The following is a 17,824-nucleotide window of genomic DNA, read 5'->3' on the forward strand; positions in this document are numbered from 1 at the left end:
CTTGCCCCTGGCCGGTCATACCGAGAAGGGGAACCGCCCGGGACATACAGGCGGGACGCATTCGAAGGGCCGCCGGCCCCCGAGTAGTGGTTTCGGCCGGGGCTCGCGAAGCATTCGGCGACTGCGGTATCCGGAAACGATGAACTGCGAATATCTGCGACGGCTGGCCGGGAGCAATCCGCCGGATAGCCGAGGTTCACGGTCATCACGTCCCGCACCGGCGAACTGCTCGGTGCCCGCTCGGCCGACGGGCGAGGCCGCGCGCCCGGAATTACTTGCCGAGGGGCAGACCGCCGAGCAGCTTGCCGTTCTTGGCGGCGGCTCCGGTGACGTTCCCGAGCAGCTTCTTCGCGCTGGTCGACTTGACCTTGTCCGTCGTGGTCTTGACCGTCTTGACCAGCGGTGCGAGCTGGTGTCCGTCCAGCTGCTTGCTGCTCAGCGCGTCCGTCAGACCACCGTTGAGGCTCATGGTCGGAGCGCCGGGCTGGGCGGCGAAAGCGGGCACGGCCGCAGCCAGCGCCATGACGGAACCAACAGCAACTGCGGCAGACTTCGCGTACTTCACTTTCAACTGTCCCTTCTCGGGCGGTGCTTGAAGGTGCCGCGGCACAAGCGCCACGTGAGCATTCACTTCACTGCTCGGATCACCGCATTCACCCTGACTAACGAGTGCCGTCTCGTGGAGAAACTCTGAAGTTCCACATTCTTGACCACGCCACTCAAAAGGTGCGGGCTTTTGCGATTTCAGCGGACAGGGCCGGGGCCGAACACCGACCGGCCCCGGTGCGCAGACGACAGCGCACACCGGGACCGGATCAAATGAACACGGCTCGAATCTCTTCGAGTCAGTGGTTCAGGCAGTTGTTGCCGAACGCCGGGTTCAGCAGCGCAACGATGTTGACGGTGTTGCCGCAGAGGTTGACCGGGATGTGAACCGGCACCTGGATGGCGTTTCCGGAGAGCACACCGGGAGAGTTCTTGGCGCCACCCGCGGCACCCGCGTCGGCGAACGCCGGCGCAGCCGAGCCCACCGCCATGAGCGTACCGGCAGTGATTGCTGCGACCTTTGCGTACTTCACTTTGAGCCCTTCCTGCAGCGGGTCCGTAGCGAACACGACCGTCGTGTCGCTCGGGCGCTGATCTGCTCGCCCGTAACACCGCTGCCGATATTGGTAACGATTTTTCCTCGTGGACGAAACTCTTACCGGGAAGTTTTCGGAGGAATCGCCCGAAGGATGCAAGAACGTTTCAGGAGATTGCCACCGCGCATACGACGCGGAAAAAACACCGGAGTTCGAACGTGCGAGGTACCCGCCGAATAACAATTCCCGCCGGAAAGGCAGGAAAATCTTCGGCCTTACGGCTCGTAAGGGGGTGTCGCGGGCCCGGACCGCTCAGGAAGAGAGAGCCGGCGGCCGGGCCTGCGACCGATGGCCGGGTCAGCGGTTGCCGACTCCGTTGGCGGAGAGCACCGCAATGTCGTCCAGGATGTGCGACAGCGCCTCGTCGCCCTTCGCCTGGCTCGAGTTCTCGGCGCACTGCTGGTTCTGCGGCGACGACAGGATGTTGATGTCCTGCACCACGGCCACCGGGGCGATGCCGGCGTTCACCTTGGGCAGGGCGAGGCACAGCTTGTTCAGCGAGCCCTGGACGAGCTCCAGCTGCGGGCTCATCTTGCCCCTGGTGGTGGAGTTTCCGAACGCCGAAGCGGCGCCGTTGCCGTTGACCGTGGAGGTGCCGTTGTCGTTGCCAACAGCCATCGCCTGGGGGGCGACCGCCGCCGAAATGCCGACGATGGACGCGGCTACAGCCGTCGTGGCCAGGACCTTCTTGATCACGATTTACCCTTCTAGAAGCGGAGTGCCCGTATCCGGAGCGCTCTGGTCAACTCGCTTCTGGGGGTGCGGTTTCGCCGTTTCACCCGAATGCCACGAAACCATAGATACATATCACTGGACCCGGGCGATGTTCAGCCTCCGGGGCACGATTTGGCATTTCAAAGGCCGGTACGAAGAATCCGTACCGGCCTTTGGCATCGAAAGCCCCGCCCTTACGGGCCGGAGCTCAAGTGCTGTGCGAGGATCAGGTGTTGAGGCAGGTGTTGCCGAACGCCGGGTTCAGCAGAGCGACGATGTTGATGGTGTTGCCGCACACGTTGACCGGCACGTCGACCGGGACCTGGATGAGGTTGCCGGAGATGACACCGGGGGAGTTCTGGGCGACACCCGCGGCGCCGGCACCGCCATGGGCACTGGCCACACCGGCCCCGCCCACAACGGCAATGCCCGCGGCAGCGGACAGGACGGCGGCCTTCGAGACAAACTTCACGGTGAACCTCTTCACTGAGCAGCATTCAGGTATCTGTACGCGCCGCTTAGAGCGACAAGCTGCTCAACTCACCAACTCGGGCAAAAGTAGCGGTTCAATCGGGTGAATACGGTGCTCGCTTTTCCGAAAGGACGCAGCGACTCCGTGTCCCTCATGGTGGCGCGTCACCCCAACCCGCCTGCGGACGGCGCCGGTTGCCACGGGATTCGTGCGCAATGGCGCCATGAAGGTGTTCCGCGCACAGGTGTTTTCCTGACGGCTTTTGCAGCAGAGTCCGGCGCCAAGGGAGGGCGCCCCGGTCGAGGAGCTCGTCGGGCGGCTGACCGGCCGGGGTGCAGGCCAGGTCGGCTCCGTCGCCGAACTCGGCCTTGGCGTTGGGCAGAAGATGCCGGAGGGCGTGACCGTGCGGCGACGCTCGCCGCGGTACGGCCCTCAAACCCTGCGCCCGGGCGCGGAGGTTGTGCCCGGGGCGCCTGGAGGCGGGAGCCGTTCGCCCCACCCGCCGCACGGGGCGTGATCGCCCGCTCACCGTGCGTACGGCTCAGGCGGTGCCGGGACCTGTGCGCTCGCTTGCGTCGCGGGCGGGGATCGTGTCGTCCGCGCTGGTCAGGGCGAATGTCAGACCCTGGTGGAAGACTCAGGGACATGAGATGGGCGGTGGTGGAGACGGGCGACGGGGGTGCTCGTCTCTGCCCGCTCGCCCAGGACGGCCGGCCCGCCGGACCGGTGCTGCGGGAGTCCTCGCTCGCCGAGGCCGTGCGCTCGCGTCCCGAGGTCGAGCGGTGGGTGTGGCGGTCCACCGCGGAGATCTACCGGCGGCTGCTGGCGGCGGGGGTGCGGGTCGAGCGGTGCTACGACGTGGAGGCCGCTGAGGCGCTGCTGATCGGCCATGAGGAGGGCCAGTCCGGTCAGCCGCGTTCGCTGGCCGCCGCCTGGGCGCGGCGGCACGGCCTGCCCGTCCCGCCGGATCCGCCCGTCCGTACGGCACAGACCCAGCCGTCGCTGTTCGACCCGGGCCCGGTGCCGCTGCCGCCCGGCACGGACGAGCTGACGGCGCTGCTGGAGGTCTACGGCGGCCAGGTGGCGCGTACGGAGAAGGCGAAGCATCCGGACCGGATGCGGCTGCTGCTCGCCGCGGAATCCGCGGGCACGCTGGTCGCCACGGAAATGGGGCGGGCCGGGGTGCCCTGGCGGGCGGATGTGCACCGCAAGCTGCTCGACGGGCTGCTGGGCGAGCGCTATCCGGGCGGCGGGGAGCCACGCCGGATGGCGGAGCTGGCCGATGAGGTGTCCCGGGCCTTCGGGGAGGGCGCGCGGGTGCGCCCTGACCTGCCCAACGACATCATCAAGGCCTTTGCCCGCGCCGGGATTTCCCTCACCTCGACCCGCAAATGGGAATTGCAGCAGATCGATCACCCCGCTGTGGCGCCGCTGCTGGCGTACAAGACGCTCTACCGGCTGTACACCGCTCATGGGTGGGCATGGCTCCAGCAGTGGGTGCACGACGGCCGCTTCCGCCCCGAGTATCTGCCCGGTGGCACGGTCTCCGGCCGCTGGACCGCCAACGGCGGCGGCGCGCTCCAGATCCCCAAGGTGATCCGGCAGGCCGTGCTCGCCGACCCGGGGTGGCGCCTGGTGGTCGCCGACGCCGACCAGATGGAACCCCGGGTGCTGGCGGCCGTCTCCCGCGACCGGGGCCTGATGGACGTGGCCGGCAGCGGCGAGGATCTGTACGCGGATCTGGCGGCCCGCGCGTTCGGCGGCGACCGCGCCCGGGCCAAACTCGGCCTGCTGGGCGCCATTTACGGCCAGACATCCGGCGACGCCCTCAAGCACATGGCCGATCTGCGCCGCCGCTATCCGGCCGCGGTGGCGTATGTGGACGAGGCGGCGCGCGCGGGCGAGGAGGGGCGGCTGGTGCGCACCTGGCTGGGCCGTACCTGCCCGCCCGCGTCCGTGGCACCGCCCGACGAGGCGGGCCTGCCCCAGGAGGAGGAGCCGTCCGCGGCGTACGGCAGCAGCTCGGCCGCCGCCCGCGCGCGCGGCCGCTTCACCCGCAACTTCGTCGTCCAGGGCAGCGCCGCCGACTGGGCGTTGCTGATGCTGGCCGCGCTGCGCCGCGCGCTGTCGGAGTGCGGGCTCCACGCCGAGCTGGTCTTCTTCCAGCATGACGAGGTGATCGTGCACTGTCCCGCCCAGGAGGCGGCGACGGTCGCCGAAGCGATCACGGAGGCGGCCGCGGCGGCAGGGCGGATCGCGTTCGGGGAGACGCCGGTCCGTTTCCCGTTCACCACGGCGGTGGTGGAGTGCTATGCGGACGCGAAGTGAGCCGGGCGGCCGGCACCGCAGGGCCGGTGCGGGCGTGCGGGTGGGGATCGTGAGCAGAAGCCCTGGTACGTCCGTCCTGAACGAGGAGCACCCCGTATGAGCGTCCAGCCCGAGATGACCGACCTGACCGCGAGACGCGTGCATCCCGAACTCGTCCCGGCATTTGCGTCGTTGCCGCTGCTCCCTGACCCGTATGCGGACATCGAGGCCACGCGCCGGGAGTTCCACGAGATGCTGGCATCCTTCCCGGCCGACCGTACGGGCGTGTGCAGCGAGCGGTTCGGCATCCCGCGGACGGACGGCAGCGTGCTGTCGGTCGAGGTCTACCGTCCGGAGGGGGCGGTGGGCGCCGCCCCCGGGAGCGGAGGTGACGCGCTGCCCGCCGTGCTGCACTTCCACGGTGGCGGGTTCGCCCTCGGCCGGTCGCTGCCGGGCCAGGACCGCGTGGCCGTCGAGCTCTGCCGTGAACTGCCGGCCGTCGTCCTCACCGTCGAATACCGCCTCGCCCCGGAGCACCGCTACCCGGCCGGGGTGGAGGACTGCTATCTCGCCCTGGAATGGGCGGCGGGGCGGGCTGCCGAGCTGGGCATCGATCCCGGGCGGATCGCTGTGGCAGGCAAGTCCGCGGGCGGTGGGCTCAGTGCCGCTGTTGCCCTGATGGCGCGTGACCGGGGCGGTCCTGCGCTCGCCTTTCAGTCGCTGTGCGTGCCGGATCTGGATGACCGGGTCGGGGCGGACGGGGCGGCGGACGCGGAAGGGGCCGGGGAGGCGCGGGTGCTCGACGGGCGCGGCGTCCAGACGTCCTGGAAGCACTACCTTCCGGAGGGGACGGCGACGGCGGAGGCGTATGCCGCACCGGCCCGCGCCACGGAGCTGTCGGGGCTGCCGCCGGCCCATGTTCTGGTCTGCGATCTCGATCCGATGCGTGACGCGGGGCTGGCCTACGCCCGGCGTCTGATGGATGCGGGGGTGCCGGTCACGGTCCGCAATGTGCCCGGTGCCTGGCACGGCTTCGAGCTGTACGCGGCGGACACCGGGGTGGCGAAGGAGATGGCGGCGCACTGGACGGGGCAGTTGAGGGCGGCGTTGTATCCGGCGTGTCCGGCGGTGGTGTGAGGCCGCTCAGTTCGTCCCGTCCGGCGCGCCGGGGGTGACCTGCCCGGTGGCTGCCTCGGCGCCCTGACGGTCGCCGCCCGGGGCCTCGACGGTGGAGATCAGGCCACGGGTGATCCGCACCATCGCCGCGACCAGCAGCTCGCGCGGGCGGTCGGGCCGCTCCAGCCACCACAGGGCGAGCCCGTACAGCGAGCTGCGGATCGCCTCGCCGAGGGGCTCCAGCTCCGCCTCGGGGATGCCGGGCACGAACTCGCGCAGCAGCGCCATGTCCGTCTCCCGCTGTCTGCGCTGGAGCTCACGGTGGAAGGCCGCCACCTGGGCGTCCCCCGTGGTGTCCCGGAACATCATGCGCCAGGTGTACGGATGGCTCTGCACATACCCGAACCAGGCGTCGTACATCGCCGTCATCCTCGTGGCCAGGTCGCCCTCGCCGTGGAGGAGTTCGCGGACCGGGGCGGCGGCCAGCTCGTCGCGGTGCCGCTCCAGCAGGGCGAGGTGCAGCTCCTGCTTGGAGTCGAAGTGGCGGTAGAGCATCGGCTTGCTCAGGCCCGCTTCGGCGGCGATCTCCCCGATGGTCGTGCCCGCGAAGCCGCGCTCCGCGAACAGCCGGGCGGCCGTGTCCTCGATACGCGTCCTGGCCTCGGCGCGCGCGGCGCGGCTCCGCTCGATCTCGCTCATGTGCTCCATCCTGCGATCTGGCTTGTTCCGGCTGGTGATTTCGGCTCGCCATGGCCGCTGCGATAAAGGATACTGGATCGTGTACCACTTGGTATACGCATGAGTAACTTAGGAACGGGGGCTCCTCGTGATCGTTTCCGTCCACTTCGCCGACGTCGGTGTCCGCACTGTCCGTGCCGTCCTCCGGGAGCGTCCACGGCCGGACCACACCCCCGGCCTCCGGTACGCCCAGACCACGCTCACCGGCGCCGTCGCGGCCGGTCCGCCCCGGGTGCGGCCCGGACGGGCCGGGCTGCTCGCCTCGTGGGAGGACGATGCCGCGCTCGACCGCTTTCTCGCCGAGGACCCGCTGGCCCGGCGGCTGGCCGGCGGCTGGCATGTGCGGCTTCAGCCGCTGCGGGTCTCCGGTTCGTGGCCCGCGATGCCCGTCGAGATCGCCCCCGGTGCCGCGGGGGACGAGGAGGACGGGCCGGTCGCCGTCCTCACTCTCGGACAGCTGCGGCTGCGCCGCGCACTGCCGTTCCTGCGTGCCAGTTCCCACGCCTCCGGCCGGGCAGCGGCCGATCCTTCGCTGATGGCGTCGGCAGCGCTGGCCAGACCGCCCCGCTTCGTCGGCACGTTCTCCCTGTGGCAGAGCCTGTCGGCGATGCGCCACTACGCCTACGGCGCCGACCGGCCCGCACACCAGGAAGCGGTCAGGCGGGACCGGGCGGATCCGTTCCACCACGAGTCGGCGTTTCTGCGGTTCCGCCCCTACGGCGCCCGGGGCACGCTGGACGGCCATGAGCCGGTGGCGGCGGCGGTGAGGGCGTCGCGCTAGGAGACGCGACGCAGCGCCAGATGGCTTCCGGTGCCCGGCGTACGGCCCGCGGTCCTGGGGAGCGCCGCGGGCCCGCGTGGATCCGCCGGGGCACGCCCTAAACTCCCCGGGTAGGGGCCTGCCACGGGCGAACGGCCGAGATGTGATCCGGGAAGGGACCAGCGTTGACCGACACCGAAGGGGCCGCCGACTCCTCGGACGCGACTGATCCGTCGGTCACCAAGCTGAGCCCCAGGGACCGCCGGAAGCGGATCGCCGACCGGGTGCTGGCCGAGGGCCAGGTGACCATCGAGGAGCTGGTCGGGGAGCTCGGCGTCAGCCAGATGACGGTGCACCGCGATCTGGACACCCTGGAGCACCAGGGCTGGCTGCGGAAGGTACGCGGCGGCGCCACGGCCGCGCCCAACGCCCTCTTCGAGTCCAACGCGCGCTGGCGCGGCAATGAGCAGGTGGCGGCGAAGGAGGCCATCTGCGCGGCCGCGCTGGCCATGGCCGAGCCCGGCCAGGCCGTGATCATCGACGACTCCAGTACGGCACTGCCGCTGGCCCGCGCACTCTCCGGGCGCGGCGCCTACACCGTCATCACCAACTCCCTTCAGGTCATCAACGAACTGGCCGAGGAGCCCGACATCCGGGTGATCGCGCTGGGCGGCGAGTATCACGCGGCGTTCAACGCCTTCCTCGGCATGTCCACCGCCGACAGCGCCCGCAGCTTCCGCGCCGATGTCGCCTTTCTGTCCACCTCCGCGGTCGACAACGGCCACTGCTACCACCAGGCGCAGGAGAACGTCCTGGTCAAGCGCGCGCTGATGGCCGCTGCCCGGCGCAAGGTGCTGCTGGTGGACCACTCCAAGTTCGGCCGCCAGGCGCTCTACGAACTCGCGCCGCTGGCCGACTTCGATCTCGTCATCTCCGATGAAGAGCTTCCCCAGGAGGAACGGGACGCGCTTCAATCCCTGGGTGTGCGATACGAGTTGGCGGCGGAGGGGAGCCGGCGGGAATGAGTGCCGAGAGCGGGACGAGCGCGGGAGCGGGGATGGGTGCACAGAACGGTGAGCGCGGTGCGGCCGCGGGCGGTGGCGGTGGCGAGCTGGAGCGCATCAATCCGCCGCATCTCGCGCCGCCCACCGGATTCAGCCATGCCGTGCGCGCCGCCCCGGGCACCATGGTCTTTCTCGCCGGACAGACCGCTCTCGACGGATCGGGCCGGATCGTCGGCGACGGCATCGTCGAGCAGTTCGAGCGGGCGCTGACGAACCTCCTGGACGTCGCGGCGGCCTCCGGCGCCGGCCCGTCCGACCTGGCCAAACTCACGGTCTTCGCCGTCGATGTCGCCGATTACCGCCGGCATGCCCGTGACCTCGGCGCCGTGTGGAAGCGCCTGGTCGGCGGCGCCTACCCGGCGATGGCGGTGATCGGCGCCACCCGCCTGTGGGACGAGACGGCCCTGGTCGAGATCGAAGGCATCGCCGTCGTCCGCTAGTCCGCTAGGGCCGGTCTGCACAGTCCCGTCCGCCTCGCGACGCCGGCGGCGCGTCGGCCGCCGCCCCCTCCGCATGCGTCAGGGGCGCCCGCCCCGCCGGTCTCCCGGTGGAACGAGCGCCCCTGACGCTGTTCGAGACTCCGCCGGCGACCGCTCAGTTCCGGCCGCGGGCCATCCCCACCGGATCCTTCTTGAACGCCCAGGTCATCTTGGGCTCCATGGCGAACCGGAAGGCCCGCTGTACGGGGGGTGTGCACAGCACCGTGATGACGGTGCCCGCGGTGAGCGTCAGCAGTACCGCACCCCAGGGCGTGTGCATCCACGGAGCGTCGTACCAGTTCCAGAAGCGCGACCCCTTGGCGAGGAAGCCGTGCAGCAGATAGCCGTAGAGGGTGCCCGCGCCCAGCGCCGTGCACCACATCGTGCGGCCCGGGATCCAGGCGAAGAAACAGGCCACCAGCACGAGTGAACAGCCGAACATCGCCAGCGTCATCACCGCACCGCTCCACCACGGGGCGGCCAGCTCCTGCGCGGCGTCGCGGTGGTAGAACCACGCGGCGTTCATCCGCGGCGCCGCCCAGTAGGCGAAGACCAGCGCGGCCGCGAAGACCGGCACGGCCAGCATCCGCGCCTTCTTGCGGCGTACCAGCTTGAAGTGCTCCGGCCGCAGCGAGAGCCCGATCACGAAGAACGGCAGGAACTGGAGCACCCGCTGGAGGTCCAGGTCATCGCCGATGTCCGGGGAGAGGGACGCGAGCACGGCCACGGCCAGGGCCAGCGGCACCGGCCAGCGCACGATCTTCCACAGCGGGGTGGTCAGCCGCCAGATGAACAGGGCGGCCAGGAACCACGTCAGATACCAGGGATCCATCAGGCTGATCGGATAACCCGGATCGTCGTCCGCCCACCTCTTGAAGAGCGTGTAGGCGACTTCGAAGAGGATGTAAGGAACCGCAACTCCGGTAATCAGCCGCTGGAGCCGGTCCTTGCGCATATCGAAACTGCGCGAGAAATAACCGGAGATGATGATGAACGCCGGCATGTGGAAGGCGTAGACGGTGATGTAGAGCGCCGCCGCCGACCGGCTGCCGTCGCGCAGCGGCTCCCAGGAGTGGCCCATCGCCACGAGCACGATGGCCAGATACTTCGCGTTGTCGAAGAAGGCATCGCGGGGCTTCGCCTTGGCATCGGCCGCACCGGCATTCCTGGCCGGGTCCGCGCCCCGGCCCTTGGCGTGACCTCGGGGCTTGGCATGCGAGGCGTTGCCCGGGGCCGCCCGCTGACGGGCCGTCGCCGGTCCGGGCGCGGTCGCCGTCGGCGGTGCCATCGTCGCCGTCGCACCGCCGGTCCCGGCCGGTGCCGGTGCGCCCGCCGGACTCAGCGTGTCATGCGGCGTCTGCCGTTGCGGGGGAAGTGGCACCCGCCGTTCGCCGTACGACGGAAAATCGTTCGTCAAGGAGCCTCCTGGAACGATCCCAGGGGAAGAGCTGAACGCTGGCCCGCACCGGGCCGCAAATCGGAACCCAAAAGCCAAATCCTGCGTCTTAGTTCTTTTACGGGGAGTGTGGCGGCGTCGAACATCTCAGGCACCTTAGCCCCGCAGCGGGAATCACGTAAATCCCCGACTGCGGCGGCCACACCCGGCGCATCCGCCCTCCACAGCTCCTTCACGGTGCCGCGGGCGGCAGCGTGGCCCGGAGCGGAGTGCGGCACCCCACGAGATCTGGACAATGCCCCTCTAATCCCCGGCCCTTGCCCGCTATTCAATAACACCTTCGACACCGCGCGCTCTCACCGACCGGGCGCTGGTGTTCTTCGCCACGTCCCACGCATAGACCTCCAACGGGCGCCCGTGCGGGCCCCGCAGTCGGTGCACGGCCGCCAGCCAACGCGAACTGAGCGCGGACACACGGGGGTTGATCTGATCCGCGAACCGCGCATAGCCCGCCAGTTTGCCTATCTCGGGCGCCCCGAGAATCCCCGTACGAATCTGTGGCGCCCTCTCGTGCACGGCCTTTACGCACGGCACACAGAAGCTCTGGACCACGAGCCGGCTCCGGACATGGGCGCGATCCAGCCACCCTCGTGCCCGTAGTTCGCGGATGACCTGCGCCTCGATTCCGGGATACCTCTCAGGCGCCTTGATCTCCAGCAAAAGGCGCTGCCCGTTTTGGTCCAGACGGCGTAGATAGGCGGCGAGCGTCGGCACCCGCTCCCCCGCGAACCGCTTGCCGAACCAGCTGCCGGCGTCCAGCCGCGCGATCTCGGCAGCCGTGAAGTCCCCCACCCGCCATGGCGCCCGCCCGGGAAACACCTTGGTGGCATCGGTCGTCCGCTTCAGCGTGGTGTCGTGCACCACCACCAGCCGGCCGTCCTTGCTGCGCTGCACATCGTTCTCGACCCATATGAGACCGCGGCGGTGCGCGGCATCGACGGCGGCGAGGGTGTTCTCAGGGGCGTAACGGGAGGCGCCGCGGTGGGCTATCACCCGCGTCGCCGCGGTGCCGGGGCCGGCCCGTGTCCCGCTGCTGACGGCGACATCGGCGTACTCCTCCGGGCCGGACGCCATCGCGGACGACGACACCGCGGCCGCCACCAGATAGGCGACGCCGGCCGCGGGGATCCGCAGCGATCTCCGAAGCATGCGGGAGCCTCCTGGTCCGCTCGGCCGCGGACGGCCGCGTCCGCGTCAGGTGTGCCCCCTGAGGCCCTTCCCGCCGTCCAGTCCCTCCGTCCAGTCCTTCCGTCCAGTCCTTCCGTACAGTCGCTCCGTCCAGGAATGCGGCTGTCTCCTCAACATGCCCGCATCCCTCGTCACCCGCCACGCGAGGATCCCTGCGGCCGCTGTCCGTCGCCCCGCCGCACCGGTCGCATTTTCCCAGGTCAGCTGGGGTGTGGAGGGTGATCGGGCGGGTGAGGCGCGGGTCGCCGGGCTGCCCTCCATCCGGGCACGCGGCGCCGCCGGAGCGCCGTGGGGCGCTTGCGCACCCTGGCCCTGCTCGACCCCCTTTTCTGACCCCCGAGGGATGACGGGTGGCCGCTCCCGAGAGCCGGGCGTCGGCCGCGTACGCCGTGGGCCGCGTACGCCGTGTACGCCGTGGGCCGCGTACGCCGTGTACGCCGTATACGCCGCGCACCGCCGCACCCCACTGGCCGGCACCGACCTGGAGTCGGCGGATGGCTGGATCCCGTTCTTCTTCGCCGACCCGCAGCGCGAGGGGCGTTCACGCTTCGTTTCCGTCCCGGCCGTACGGCAGAATTCCCGCCCGTGACGATTCGCTTACTGATCGCCGACGATCAGGAGATGGTCCGCCGGGGGATACGCCGCATCGTGGAGCGCCAGCCCGACATGGAAGTGGTCGGCGAGGCGGCAAACGGTGTGGACGCCGTGGAGTTGGGGCGCACCCTGAAGCCGGATGTCGCGCTGGTGGACATCCGGATGCCGCGCATGGACGGTCTGGAGGTGACCCGCCGGCTGGCCGACCCCGCGACGGCCGCCCCGGTCCGGATCGTCATCGTGACGACCTTCGACCTCGACGAATATGTCTATCCCGCGCTGCGCTTCGGCGCCTCGGGCTTTCTGCTCAAGCGCTCGGGGCCGACGCTGCTGGTCGAAGCGGTCCGGGCGGCAATGGCAGGCGACAGCCTGATCAGCCCGTCGGTCACCGTCCGGCTGCTCCAGCATGTCACCGGCCCCACGGCCGGCCGCCGTCCCCGCCGCCGCGATGCGGTGCTGACCGAGCGGGAGGTGGAGATTGCCGGAAAGGTCGCCGAGGGAAAGACCAATGCCGATATCGCTGCCGAGTTGTTCATCTCCGCGGGCACGGTCAAGACCCATGTCGCCAGCATTCAGCGCAAGCTTCAGGTCCGTAACCGGGTCGGGATCGCCGTACGGGCCTGGGAGTTGGGGTACGCGACCGGACGGACACCGGGCTGACGGGCTCCGCCGGCCACCGAGCCGCCCGTCAGCCACCGGGCCATCCGTCATTCAACGGCCCATCCGTCACTCACCGGACCATCGGGCAGCCGCCCGACCCCCGGCCCCCGACGGCCACGGCGGCAAAGGCCCCTTCCACCGCCCCGCGTGTCTCCCGTACACGCCGTGCGTAACCTCGGCGCCATGGTGGACGACAGACGTGCCCGGAGAAGACGCCGCCGATGGGGCGGGACGGCCGCCGCGGCGATGCTGCTTCCCGCCGCCATCTCGCCACCCGGCGGCTGGCTGCCGGCGGTCATGGCGGCGCTGGCGCTGGTCATAGCGGTCCTGCCCTGGCCGACCGGCCGGATCTCCCTCGACCGGGCGGCGGGCGGCCTCGCGCTGCTCTCCCTCGCCGCGGACTCCGTCTCGTTCGGGAAGGCCGGCCTGGCCCTCCTGTGGCTCCCGTTCGAGACGGTCGCGCTGCTCGTCCTCCTGGAGCGGGTGGTACGCCATGTGCCCGGCCCCCGGGCCGGCGTCGCCGGCGCCCTGACCGGCACGGCCGCGATCCTGCTGCCCCTGCGCCACACCCTGCACGACCCGCACCTCGGGCTCAAGGAATCGGTCTTCCTGGCCGCACTGGCCTTGTTCCCCACCGCGTGTGCGGCCGGCGTCGGGCTCTATCTGCGGGCGCTGGACACCCGCCGGGCACATGCCGTGGCGCTGGCCCGGCGCGAGCAGCGGCTCGAAGTCGCCCGCGATCTGCATGACTTCGTGGCGCACGAGGTCACCGGCATCGTCCTGGAGGCCCAGGCGGCCCAGCTGGACGACGCCCCCGGCCCCGGGGAACACCGGGCGCTGCTGCACCGGATCGAGCAGGCCGGGCTGCGGGCGCTGGACTCCATGGACCGGACGGTGGCGACGCTGCGCGAGGCGGACGGGCGCCCATGGGATGAGCCGCCGTCCACCCGGCTCCACGGTCTGGCCGATCTGCCCGAACTCCTCGGCCGTTTCTCCTCCATGGCCACCGCCGAGGTCGCGCTGTCCGTGGAGGACGAGGTGGCCGGCGCCCTCTCACGGGAGGCCGAGGACACCGCGTACCGGGTGGTGCTGGAGGCGCTGACCAACGTACGGCGGCATGCGCCGAAGGCCGGCCGGGTCGAGGTGTTCGCGGGCCGGACCGCCGACCGGGCCGTGGAGGTCTCGGTCGCCGACACCGCGGGGCCGGGGTCGCCCGCGGACACCCGCCGGGGCGGCGGCACCGGCCTCGCGGGCCTCGCCGAGCGGGTCGGCGCCCTCGGCGGCGCGCTGGAGGCGGGCCCGTACGCACAGGGGTGGCGGGTCAGATGCCTGCTGCCGGCGCCTGCCGTCCGCTGACCCGATATCTGCCGATCGGCAGATGTGCCGCCCGCCCGGCCCCGGGATCCTCCTCCCAGTGCACCCATCCGTAACTGTGGAGGAACCGATGTTTCCAGGAGCCGGCTCGAAGCGGCCCGTCACCCTCGTCGTCGCGGCGGCCGCCGTCGCCGCCCTCGGCCTCACCGGCTGCTCGGTGGACGCCACGAAGGCGACGCCGGAATCGAAGAGTTTCCCGTACACCGGCACCTCCCTGAAGCTGACGACGCACGAGGTCGCCACGGACCTGGTCGCCACCGACCGCAAGGACATCAAGGTCACCCGCTGGTTCGACGCGGCCGCGGGCAGCGAGCGGCTGACCTGGACCCTCAAGGGCGACACCCTCGACATCGACGCCGGCTGCACCGGCATCGCCCTCTGTGACGCCCGGTTCAAGGTCGAGGTGCCCAAGGGCATCGCGGTGACCAGGGACGGCGAGCGAACCGCTCTGACCGGGAAGCCTCCCGCCCGCATGTAGATCCCGCCCGTATGCAGGTCCCGCCCGTATGTAGATCAGGTAACAGCCGTCGATGGACGGCTGTTACACGGCTGACAGGCCATCGAGAAGCGTCGCTCCTAGCTTCTGACACGTCGACTGATCCCCAGGAACCGGAGCGAGATCATGAACCGCAGCACGAGCCTGATCCGGCGCCACAAGACGGCCATAGGCGCGGGCCTGGCCTGTGTCGCCGCCCTCGGCACCTTCGCCACCGCCACGGGGGCGAACGCCGCCACCGCCCCGGCACACACCGCTCGTGCCCACACCGCGGGTGTCGCCCAGACCGACAACACCCCCTACGTCATCAACCACGTCGGCGAGGAGAACGCGGACAAGGGCAAGGCCGAGCGCAGCCCCGAGAGCCTGGTGCTCTCCGAGTTCACCTCGGTCGGGGACCTCAACTGGAAGCAGTGGGACGCGAAGAAGGCCGTCGCCACCGGTGAGGTCACCGGCAACTGGTGCCTCGAGACCTGCCTCGACAAGCCGCTGAAGGGCACCCTCACGCTGTCGGACCCGAAGACCGTGAACGGCAAGAAGGTCTTCTCCTCCTTCACCCTGAAGCTGGCCGGGGGCTCCGGTGCGTACGATTCCGAGGACCTCCAGGGCAAGCACCCGCTCGCCACCAGCTGATGTGAGAAGCCCCCGATGAACAAGCCCACGGCCCTGGCCACCGGCATCGCGCTGGTGCTGACAGCCGTGGGCCTCACCGGGTGCGGCAACCCCGAACAGCCCCACGTCGAGGGCCCCGCGCCCAGCCCCACCCAGGTCTCAGGACCGGTCTATGTCTCCGACACCCTGGGCCATCCGCTGACCCGCCCCACGGGGTTCGCCCTCACCGAGTTCTCCTCGGTCTCCCGGCTGAGCTGGCGCTCCTGGGGAAAGCCGAAAGCCGTTGCCACCGGGCGGGTGACCGGCATGTGGTGCATCCCCCACTGCCCCGCGCACGGATACCCGGCCACCGTCGAACTCAGCCGCCTGCAACACCAAGAGAACGTCTCGTACTACAGCCGCGCCGTCGTACGGTCCTCCCACCACCTCCCGCCCGACCCGGCAGCCGAGCTGCGCAACGTCCGGCTGCCCGTCCCCGAGCCCTAGGAACGCAAGCGATGACCGATGTGCTGCTCGTGGAGGACGACCCCCTGCTGCGTGAGGCCACCCAACTGTCCCTGGAACGCTACGGATACCAGGTGCGCACGGCCGCCGACGGCCACGCCGGGCTCGCACAGTTCCACGACCGCGCCCCCGATGTCGCCCTCCTGGACGTCATGCTGCCGCGCCTCGACGGGGTCAGCGTGGTGCGCCGCATCCGTGAGGTGAGCCGGCTGCCGGTGCTGATGCTCTCCGCCCGCACCGATCCGGTGGACGTCGTCCTCGGTCTCGAAGCGGGCGCCGACGACTACCTCACCAAGCCGTACGACATACCGGTGCTGGTCGCCCGCATACGTGCGGCGCTGCGCCGCACCGCGGACTTCCCCGAGACCGGCCCGCGGGAGGAACCGACGCTGCTGCGGTTCGGCGACCTCACGGTGGACACCGCGTCCATGGACATCCACCGGGCGGGCCGGCTGCTCGAACTCACCCCCACCGAGCGCAGGTTGGTGCTCGAATTCGCGGCCGAGCCCGGCATCGTGCTCTCGCGGACCACGCTGCTGGAGCGCGTATGGGACTACGCGTGCGGCGGCGACCCCCGTGTCGTCGACGTCCACGTACAGCGGCTGCGCGCCAAGATCGGCCACGGCCGCATCGTGACCGTCCGCGGCTTCGGCTACAAGCTCGCGCCCTGACCACCATGGGGCTGCGCACCAAGACCGCCCTGGTCATCGCCGGGACGGCCGCGATCGTCGCCACCCTCATCGGTCTGCTGGTGCACCAGCTCACCGCCGAGGGCCAGCGCAAGAACGCCGGCCGTGCGGCCGACGCCCGGCTCGTCGAGGCGGTCGGCGCCTACTCCTCCGGAATCGACAGCGGCGCCCTGGTCAATCCGCCGGACCTGCCCGCCGCGCTCCGCAGGACCGTCACCGACCGCCCCGTGCGGGCCACCTGCCTCCAGAACACCGGCGGTTCCGGGGCCCCGGTGCTGTGGGCCGCCACCCGCAGCGGCCGCGACCTCCTCGCCATCCGGCGCTCCTACGCCCCGCAGGCCCGTGCCCTCGCCGATCTCGACCGGGTGCTGGTCGGCTCCGGCGCTTCCGTCACCGCGCTCGGCTGCGTGCTGGGCGTCGTCGCGGCGGCCGGCGCGGGACGGCGCATCACGGCGTCCGCGGACACCGCACAGCGGATCGCGGACGGCGATCTGACCGACCGGGTCCGGCCCAAGGGCAAGGACGAGATCGCCCGGCTCGGCGCCGCCGTCAACACCATGGCCGACGCACTGAGCGCCCGCCTGGAGGCCGAACGGCAGGTCACCGCCGATATCGCCCATGAGCTCCGCACCCCTGTCGCCGGTCTGGTGACCGCCGTCGGACTCCTGCCGCCCGGCCGCCCGGCCGAACTGGTCAGCGCGGGCGTGGACACCCTGCGCACTCTCGTGGAGAACGTCCTGGAGGTGGCCCGGCTGGATGTACCGGGCGTCGAGCAGGCACAACACGAGAAGATCCTCCCGAGCACCCTGGCGCACCGGGCCGTCGCACTGACGGGCGGCGACGTCGAGGTCACGGTCCACAACGAAACGCCCGTCTCGACCGACCCCCGCCGCGTCGAACGCATCCTCGTCAACCTGCTCACCAACGCCCAACTCCACGGCGCCCCACCGGTGACCCTGGAAGTCGACGGAACGGCGGTCCGCGTACACGACCACGGCTCCGGCTTCCCCGCCGAACTGCTCACCCACGGCCCCCAGCGCTTCCGCACCGGCGCCCGCGAACGCGGCGCCGGCATCGGCCTGGGCCTCACCATCGTCACCGGCCAGGCCCGGCTGCTGAACACCAAGGTCACCTACGAAAACCCCGCCAGCGGCGGCGCCCTGGCCACGGTCCACCTGACACCCGAGCACACCTGAACCACCGCGGCCCAGACCGCAGACGGCCAACCACCGACCGCCGACGGCCTCACACCGTCCGCCGGTGGCCTCTACACCGGCCACTCCCGCGCTGCTGAACGCACCCAGGTGTGCGTTCGCGGGGGGGGCTGCTGAGCTGAGGTCGCTGACCGCGGCGGTCAGCCTGTCCGGGCCGGCAAAGAGTTGGAGGGTGTACCGGCCACCGCCGTGGCGCAGTGCGTTGGTGGCGAGTTCGGAGACCACCAGGAGGAAGGCGTCCGCGC

Annotated in this window: 20 protein-coding genes; 13 read left to right on the forward strand and 7 right to left on the reverse strand. The window is 70.8% G+C overall.

What is annotated here, in order from left to right; genetic code table 11:
* Positions 1 to 271 precede the first annotated feature (271 nt).
* The 4 genes from IF67_RS0133395 to IF67_RS0133410 all read right to left on the reverse strand — a co-directional run bounded on the left by IF67_RS0133395 (position 272) and on the right by IF67_RS0133410 (position 2,328).
* Positions 272 to 523, reverse strand: coding sequence for a hypothetical protein (locus IF67_RS0133395; RefSeq protein ID WP_048828870.1), 252 nt, complete (start codon positions 521 to 523; stop codon positions 272 to 274).
* A 322-nt stretch (positions 524 to 845) separates the two neighbouring features.
* Positions 846 to 1,079, reverse strand: a complete 234-nt coding sequence (locus IF67_RS0133400; RefSeq protein WP_030992077.1) for a chaplin — start codon at positions 1,077 to 1,079, stop codon at positions 846 to 848.
* A 360-nt stretch (positions 1,080 to 1,439) separates the two neighbouring features.
* Positions 1,440 to 1,838: a rodlin gene (locus IF67_RS0133405; protein WP_030992078.1), complete on the reverse strand. Its 399-nt coding sequence runs from the start codon at positions 1,836 to 1,838 to the stop codon at positions 1,440 to 1,442.
* Positions 1,839 to 2,082: 244 nt separating this feature from the next.
* Positions 2,083 to 2,328 (reverse strand): chaplin, encoded by a 246-nt coding sequence (locus IF67_RS0133410; RefSeq protein WP_030992081.1) that lies wholly within the window; start codon positions 2,326 to 2,328, stop codon positions 2,083 to 2,085.
* Between the two features lie 645 nt (positions 2,329 to 2,973).
* Here IF67_RS0133410 and IF67_RS0133415 point away from each other — a divergent pair.
* Together IF67_RS0133415 and IF67_RS0133420 are read left to right on the forward strand one after the other, a co-directional pair.
* Entirely contained in the window at positions 2,974 to 4,656 is a 1,683-nt protein-coding gene (locus IF67_RS0133415) for a bifunctional 3'-5' exonuclease/DNA polymerase (RefSeq protein ID WP_030992083.1), read from the forward strand.
* Positions 4,657 to 4,752: 96 nt separating this feature from the next.
* Positions 4,753 to 5,772, forward strand: a complete 1,020-nt coding sequence (locus IF67_RS0133420; protein ID WP_107050344.1) for an alpha/beta hydrolase — start codon at positions 4,753 to 4,755, stop codon at positions 5,770 to 5,772.
* A 6-nt stretch (positions 5,773 to 5,778) separates the two neighbouring features.
* Here IF67_RS0133420 and IF67_RS0133425 read toward each other — a convergent pair whose 3' ends face one another.
* Positions 5,779 to 6,450 carry a TetR/AcrR family transcriptional regulator gene (locus IF67_RS0133425; protein WP_234341505.1) on the reverse strand — a complete coding sequence of 224 codons (672 nt, stop codon included), beginning with the start codon at positions 6,448 to 6,450 and terminating at the stop codon, positions 5,779 to 5,781.
* A 127-nt stretch (positions 6,451 to 6,577) separates the two neighbouring features.
* Here IF67_RS0133425 and IF67_RS0133430 point away from each other — a divergent pair, with 127 nt between their 5' ends.
* The 3 genes from IF67_RS0133430 (at position 6,578) to IF67_RS0133440 (ending at position 8,753) form a co-directional block, all read left to right on the forward strand.
* A complete protein-coding gene (locus IF67_RS0133430; protein WP_030992088.1) occupies positions 6,578 to 7,270 on the forward strand; it encodes a spheroidene monooxygenase in 693 nt (230 codons plus the stop codon).
* Between the two features lie 164 nt (positions 7,271 to 7,434).
* Positions 7,435 to 8,274 carry a DeoR/GlpR family DNA-binding transcription regulator gene (locus IF67_RS0133435; RefSeq protein ID WP_030992091.1) on the forward strand — a complete coding sequence of 280 codons (840 nt, stop codon included), beginning with the start codon at positions 7,435 to 7,437 and terminating at the stop codon, positions 8,272 to 8,274.
* 32 nt (positions 8,275 to 8,306) lie between these two features.
* Entirely contained in the window at positions 8,307 to 8,753 is a 447-nt protein-coding gene (locus tag IF67_RS0133440; protein ID WP_051818873.1) for a RidA family protein, read from the forward strand.
* Between the two features lie 154 nt (positions 8,754 to 8,907).
* On the opposite strand, the gene IF67_RS0133445 is transcribed toward IF67_RS0133440, so the two are convergent.
* Both IF67_RS0133445 and IF67_RS0133450 read right to left on the reverse strand, forming a co-directional pair.
* Complete coding sequence (locus IF67_RS0133445; protein WP_030992095.1) at positions 8,908 to 10,209, reverse strand: acyltransferase family protein; 1,302 nt, start codon at positions 10,207 to 10,209, stop codon at positions 8,908 to 8,910.
* Between the two features lie 303 nt (positions 10,210 to 10,512).
* The gene (locus tag IF67_RS0133450) at positions 10,513 to 11,397 is read right to left on the reverse strand and encodes a glycerophosphodiester phosphodiesterase (protein WP_030992097.1); all 885 of its coding nucleotides are present in this window, start codon (positions 11,395 to 11,397) and stop codon (positions 10,513 to 10,515) included.
* 382 nt (positions 11,398 to 11,779) lie between these two features.
* Here IF67_RS0133450 and IF67_RS44010 point away from each other — a divergent pair, with 382 nt between their 5' ends.
* The 8 genes from IF67_RS44010 to IF67_RS0133490 all read left to right on the forward strand — a co-directional run bounded on the left by IF67_RS44010 (position 11,780) and on the right by IF67_RS0133490 (position 17,561).
* A complete protein-coding gene (locus tag IF67_RS44010; RefSeq protein WP_158713203.1) occupies positions 11,780 to 12,025 on the forward strand; it encodes a hypothetical protein in 246 nt (81 codons plus the stop codon).
* Entirely contained in the window at positions 12,022 to 12,690 is a 669-nt protein-coding gene (locus IF67_RS0133460) for a response regulator (RefSeq protein WP_030992099.1), read from the forward strand. Before IF67_RS44010 ends, IF67_RS0133460 begins: the two co-directional genes overlap by 4 nt.
* A gap of 183 nt (positions 12,691 to 12,873) precedes the next feature.
* Positions 12,874 to 14,046 (forward strand): sensor histidine kinase, encoded by a 1,173-nt coding sequence (locus IF67_RS0133465; RefSeq protein ID WP_030992101.1) that lies wholly within the window; start codon positions 12,874 to 12,876, stop codon positions 14,044 to 14,046.
* 88 nt (positions 14,047 to 14,134) lie between these two features.
* Positions 14,135 to 14,542, forward strand: coding sequence for a hypothetical protein (locus IF67_RS0133470; protein WP_030992103.1), 408 nt, complete (start codon positions 14,135 to 14,137; stop codon positions 14,540 to 14,542).
* Between the two features lie 144 nt (positions 14,543 to 14,686).
* Positions 14,687 to 15,193, forward strand: a complete 507-nt coding sequence (locus IF67_RS0133475) for a hypothetical protein (RefSeq protein WP_030992105.1) — start codon at positions 14,687 to 14,689, stop codon at positions 15,191 to 15,193.
* Between the two features lie 15 nt (positions 15,194 to 15,208).
* Positions 15,209 to 15,658, forward strand: coding sequence for a hypothetical protein (locus IF67_RS0133480; protein ID WP_030992107.1), 450 nt, complete (start codon positions 15,209 to 15,211; stop codon positions 15,656 to 15,658).
* 11 nt (positions 15,659 to 15,669) lie between these two features.
* On the forward strand, positions 15,670 to 16,347 hold the full coding sequence (gene cseB, locus IF67_RS0133485) for a two-component system response regulator CseB (RefSeq protein ID WP_030992108.1): 678 nt from the start codon (positions 15,670 to 15,672) through the stop codon (positions 16,345 to 16,347).
* Between the two features lie 5 nt (positions 16,348 to 16,352).
* Positions 16,353 to 17,561, forward strand: coding sequence for a sensor histidine kinase (locus tag IF67_RS0133490; RefSeq protein WP_030992110.1), 1,209 nt, complete (start codon positions 16,353 to 16,355; stop codon positions 17,559 to 17,561).
* The last annotated feature ends 263 nt before the right edge of the window (positions 17,562 to 17,824 follow it).

The organism is Streptomyces sp. NRRL S-1813 (assembly GCF_000719605.1).
Classification (GTDB): domain Bacteria; phylum Actinomycetota; class Actinomycetes; order Streptomycetales; family Streptomycetaceae; genus Streptomyces; species Streptomyces decoyicus.

What these genes read in the sequence shown, in the direction of transcription:
- IF67_RS0133395 (WP_048828870.1), bottom strand. Translation starts at nt 523, where the DNA reads ATGGCGCTGGCTGCGGCCGTGCCCGCTTTCGCCGCCCAGCCCGGCGCT.
- IF67_RS0133415 (WP_030992083.1), top strand. Translation starts at nt 2,974, where the DNA reads ATGAGATGGGCGGTGGTGGAGACGGGCGACGGGGGTGCTCGTCTCTGC.
- IF67_RS0133420 (WP_107050344.1), top strand. Translation starts at nt 4,753, where the DNA reads ATGAGCGTCCAGCCCGAGATGACCGACCTGACCGCGAGACGCGTGCAT.
- IF67_RS0133425 (WP_234341505.1), bottom strand. Translation starts at nt 6,450, where the DNA reads ATGAGCGAGATCGAGCGGAGCCGCGCCGCGCGCGCCGAGGCCAGGACG.
- IF67_RS0133440 (WP_051818873.1), top strand. Translation starts at nt 8,307, where the DNA reads ATGGGTGCACAGAACGGTGAGCGCGGTGCGGCCGCGGGCGGTGGCGGT.
- IF67_RS0133450 (WP_030992097.1), bottom strand. Translation starts at nt 11,397, where the DNA reads ATGCTTCGGAGATCGCTGCGGATCCCCGCGGCCGGCGTCGCCTATCTG.
- IF67_RS44010 (WP_158713203.1), top strand. Translation starts at nt 11,780, where the DNA reads ATGACGGGTGGCCGCTCCCGAGAGCCGGGCGTCGGCCGCGTACGCCGT.
- IF67_RS0133465 (WP_030992101.1), top strand. Translation starts at nt 12,874, where the DNA reads ATGGTGGACGACAGACGTGCCCGGAGAAGACGCCGCCGATGGGGCGGG.
- IF67_RS0133470 (WP_030992103.1), top strand. Translation starts at nt 14,135, where the DNA reads ATGTTTCCAGGAGCCGGCTCGAAGCGGCCCGTCACCCTCGTCGTCGCG.
- IF67_RS0133475 (WP_030992105.1), top strand. Translation starts at nt 14,687, where the DNA reads ATGAACCGCAGCACGAGCCTGATCCGGCGCCACAAGACGGCCATAGGC.
- IF67_RS0133480 (WP_030992107.1), top strand. Translation starts at nt 15,209, where the DNA reads ATGAACAAGCCCACGGCCCTGGCCACCGGCATCGCGCTGGTGCTGACA.
- cseB (WP_030992108.1), top strand. Translation starts at nt 15,670, where the DNA reads ATGACCGATGTGCTGCTCGTGGAGGACGACCCCCTGCTGCGTGAGGCC.
- IF67_RS0133490 (WP_030992110.1), top strand. Translation starts at nt 16,353, where the DNA reads ATGGGGCTGCGCACCAAGACCGCCCTGGTCATCGCCGGGACGGCCGCG.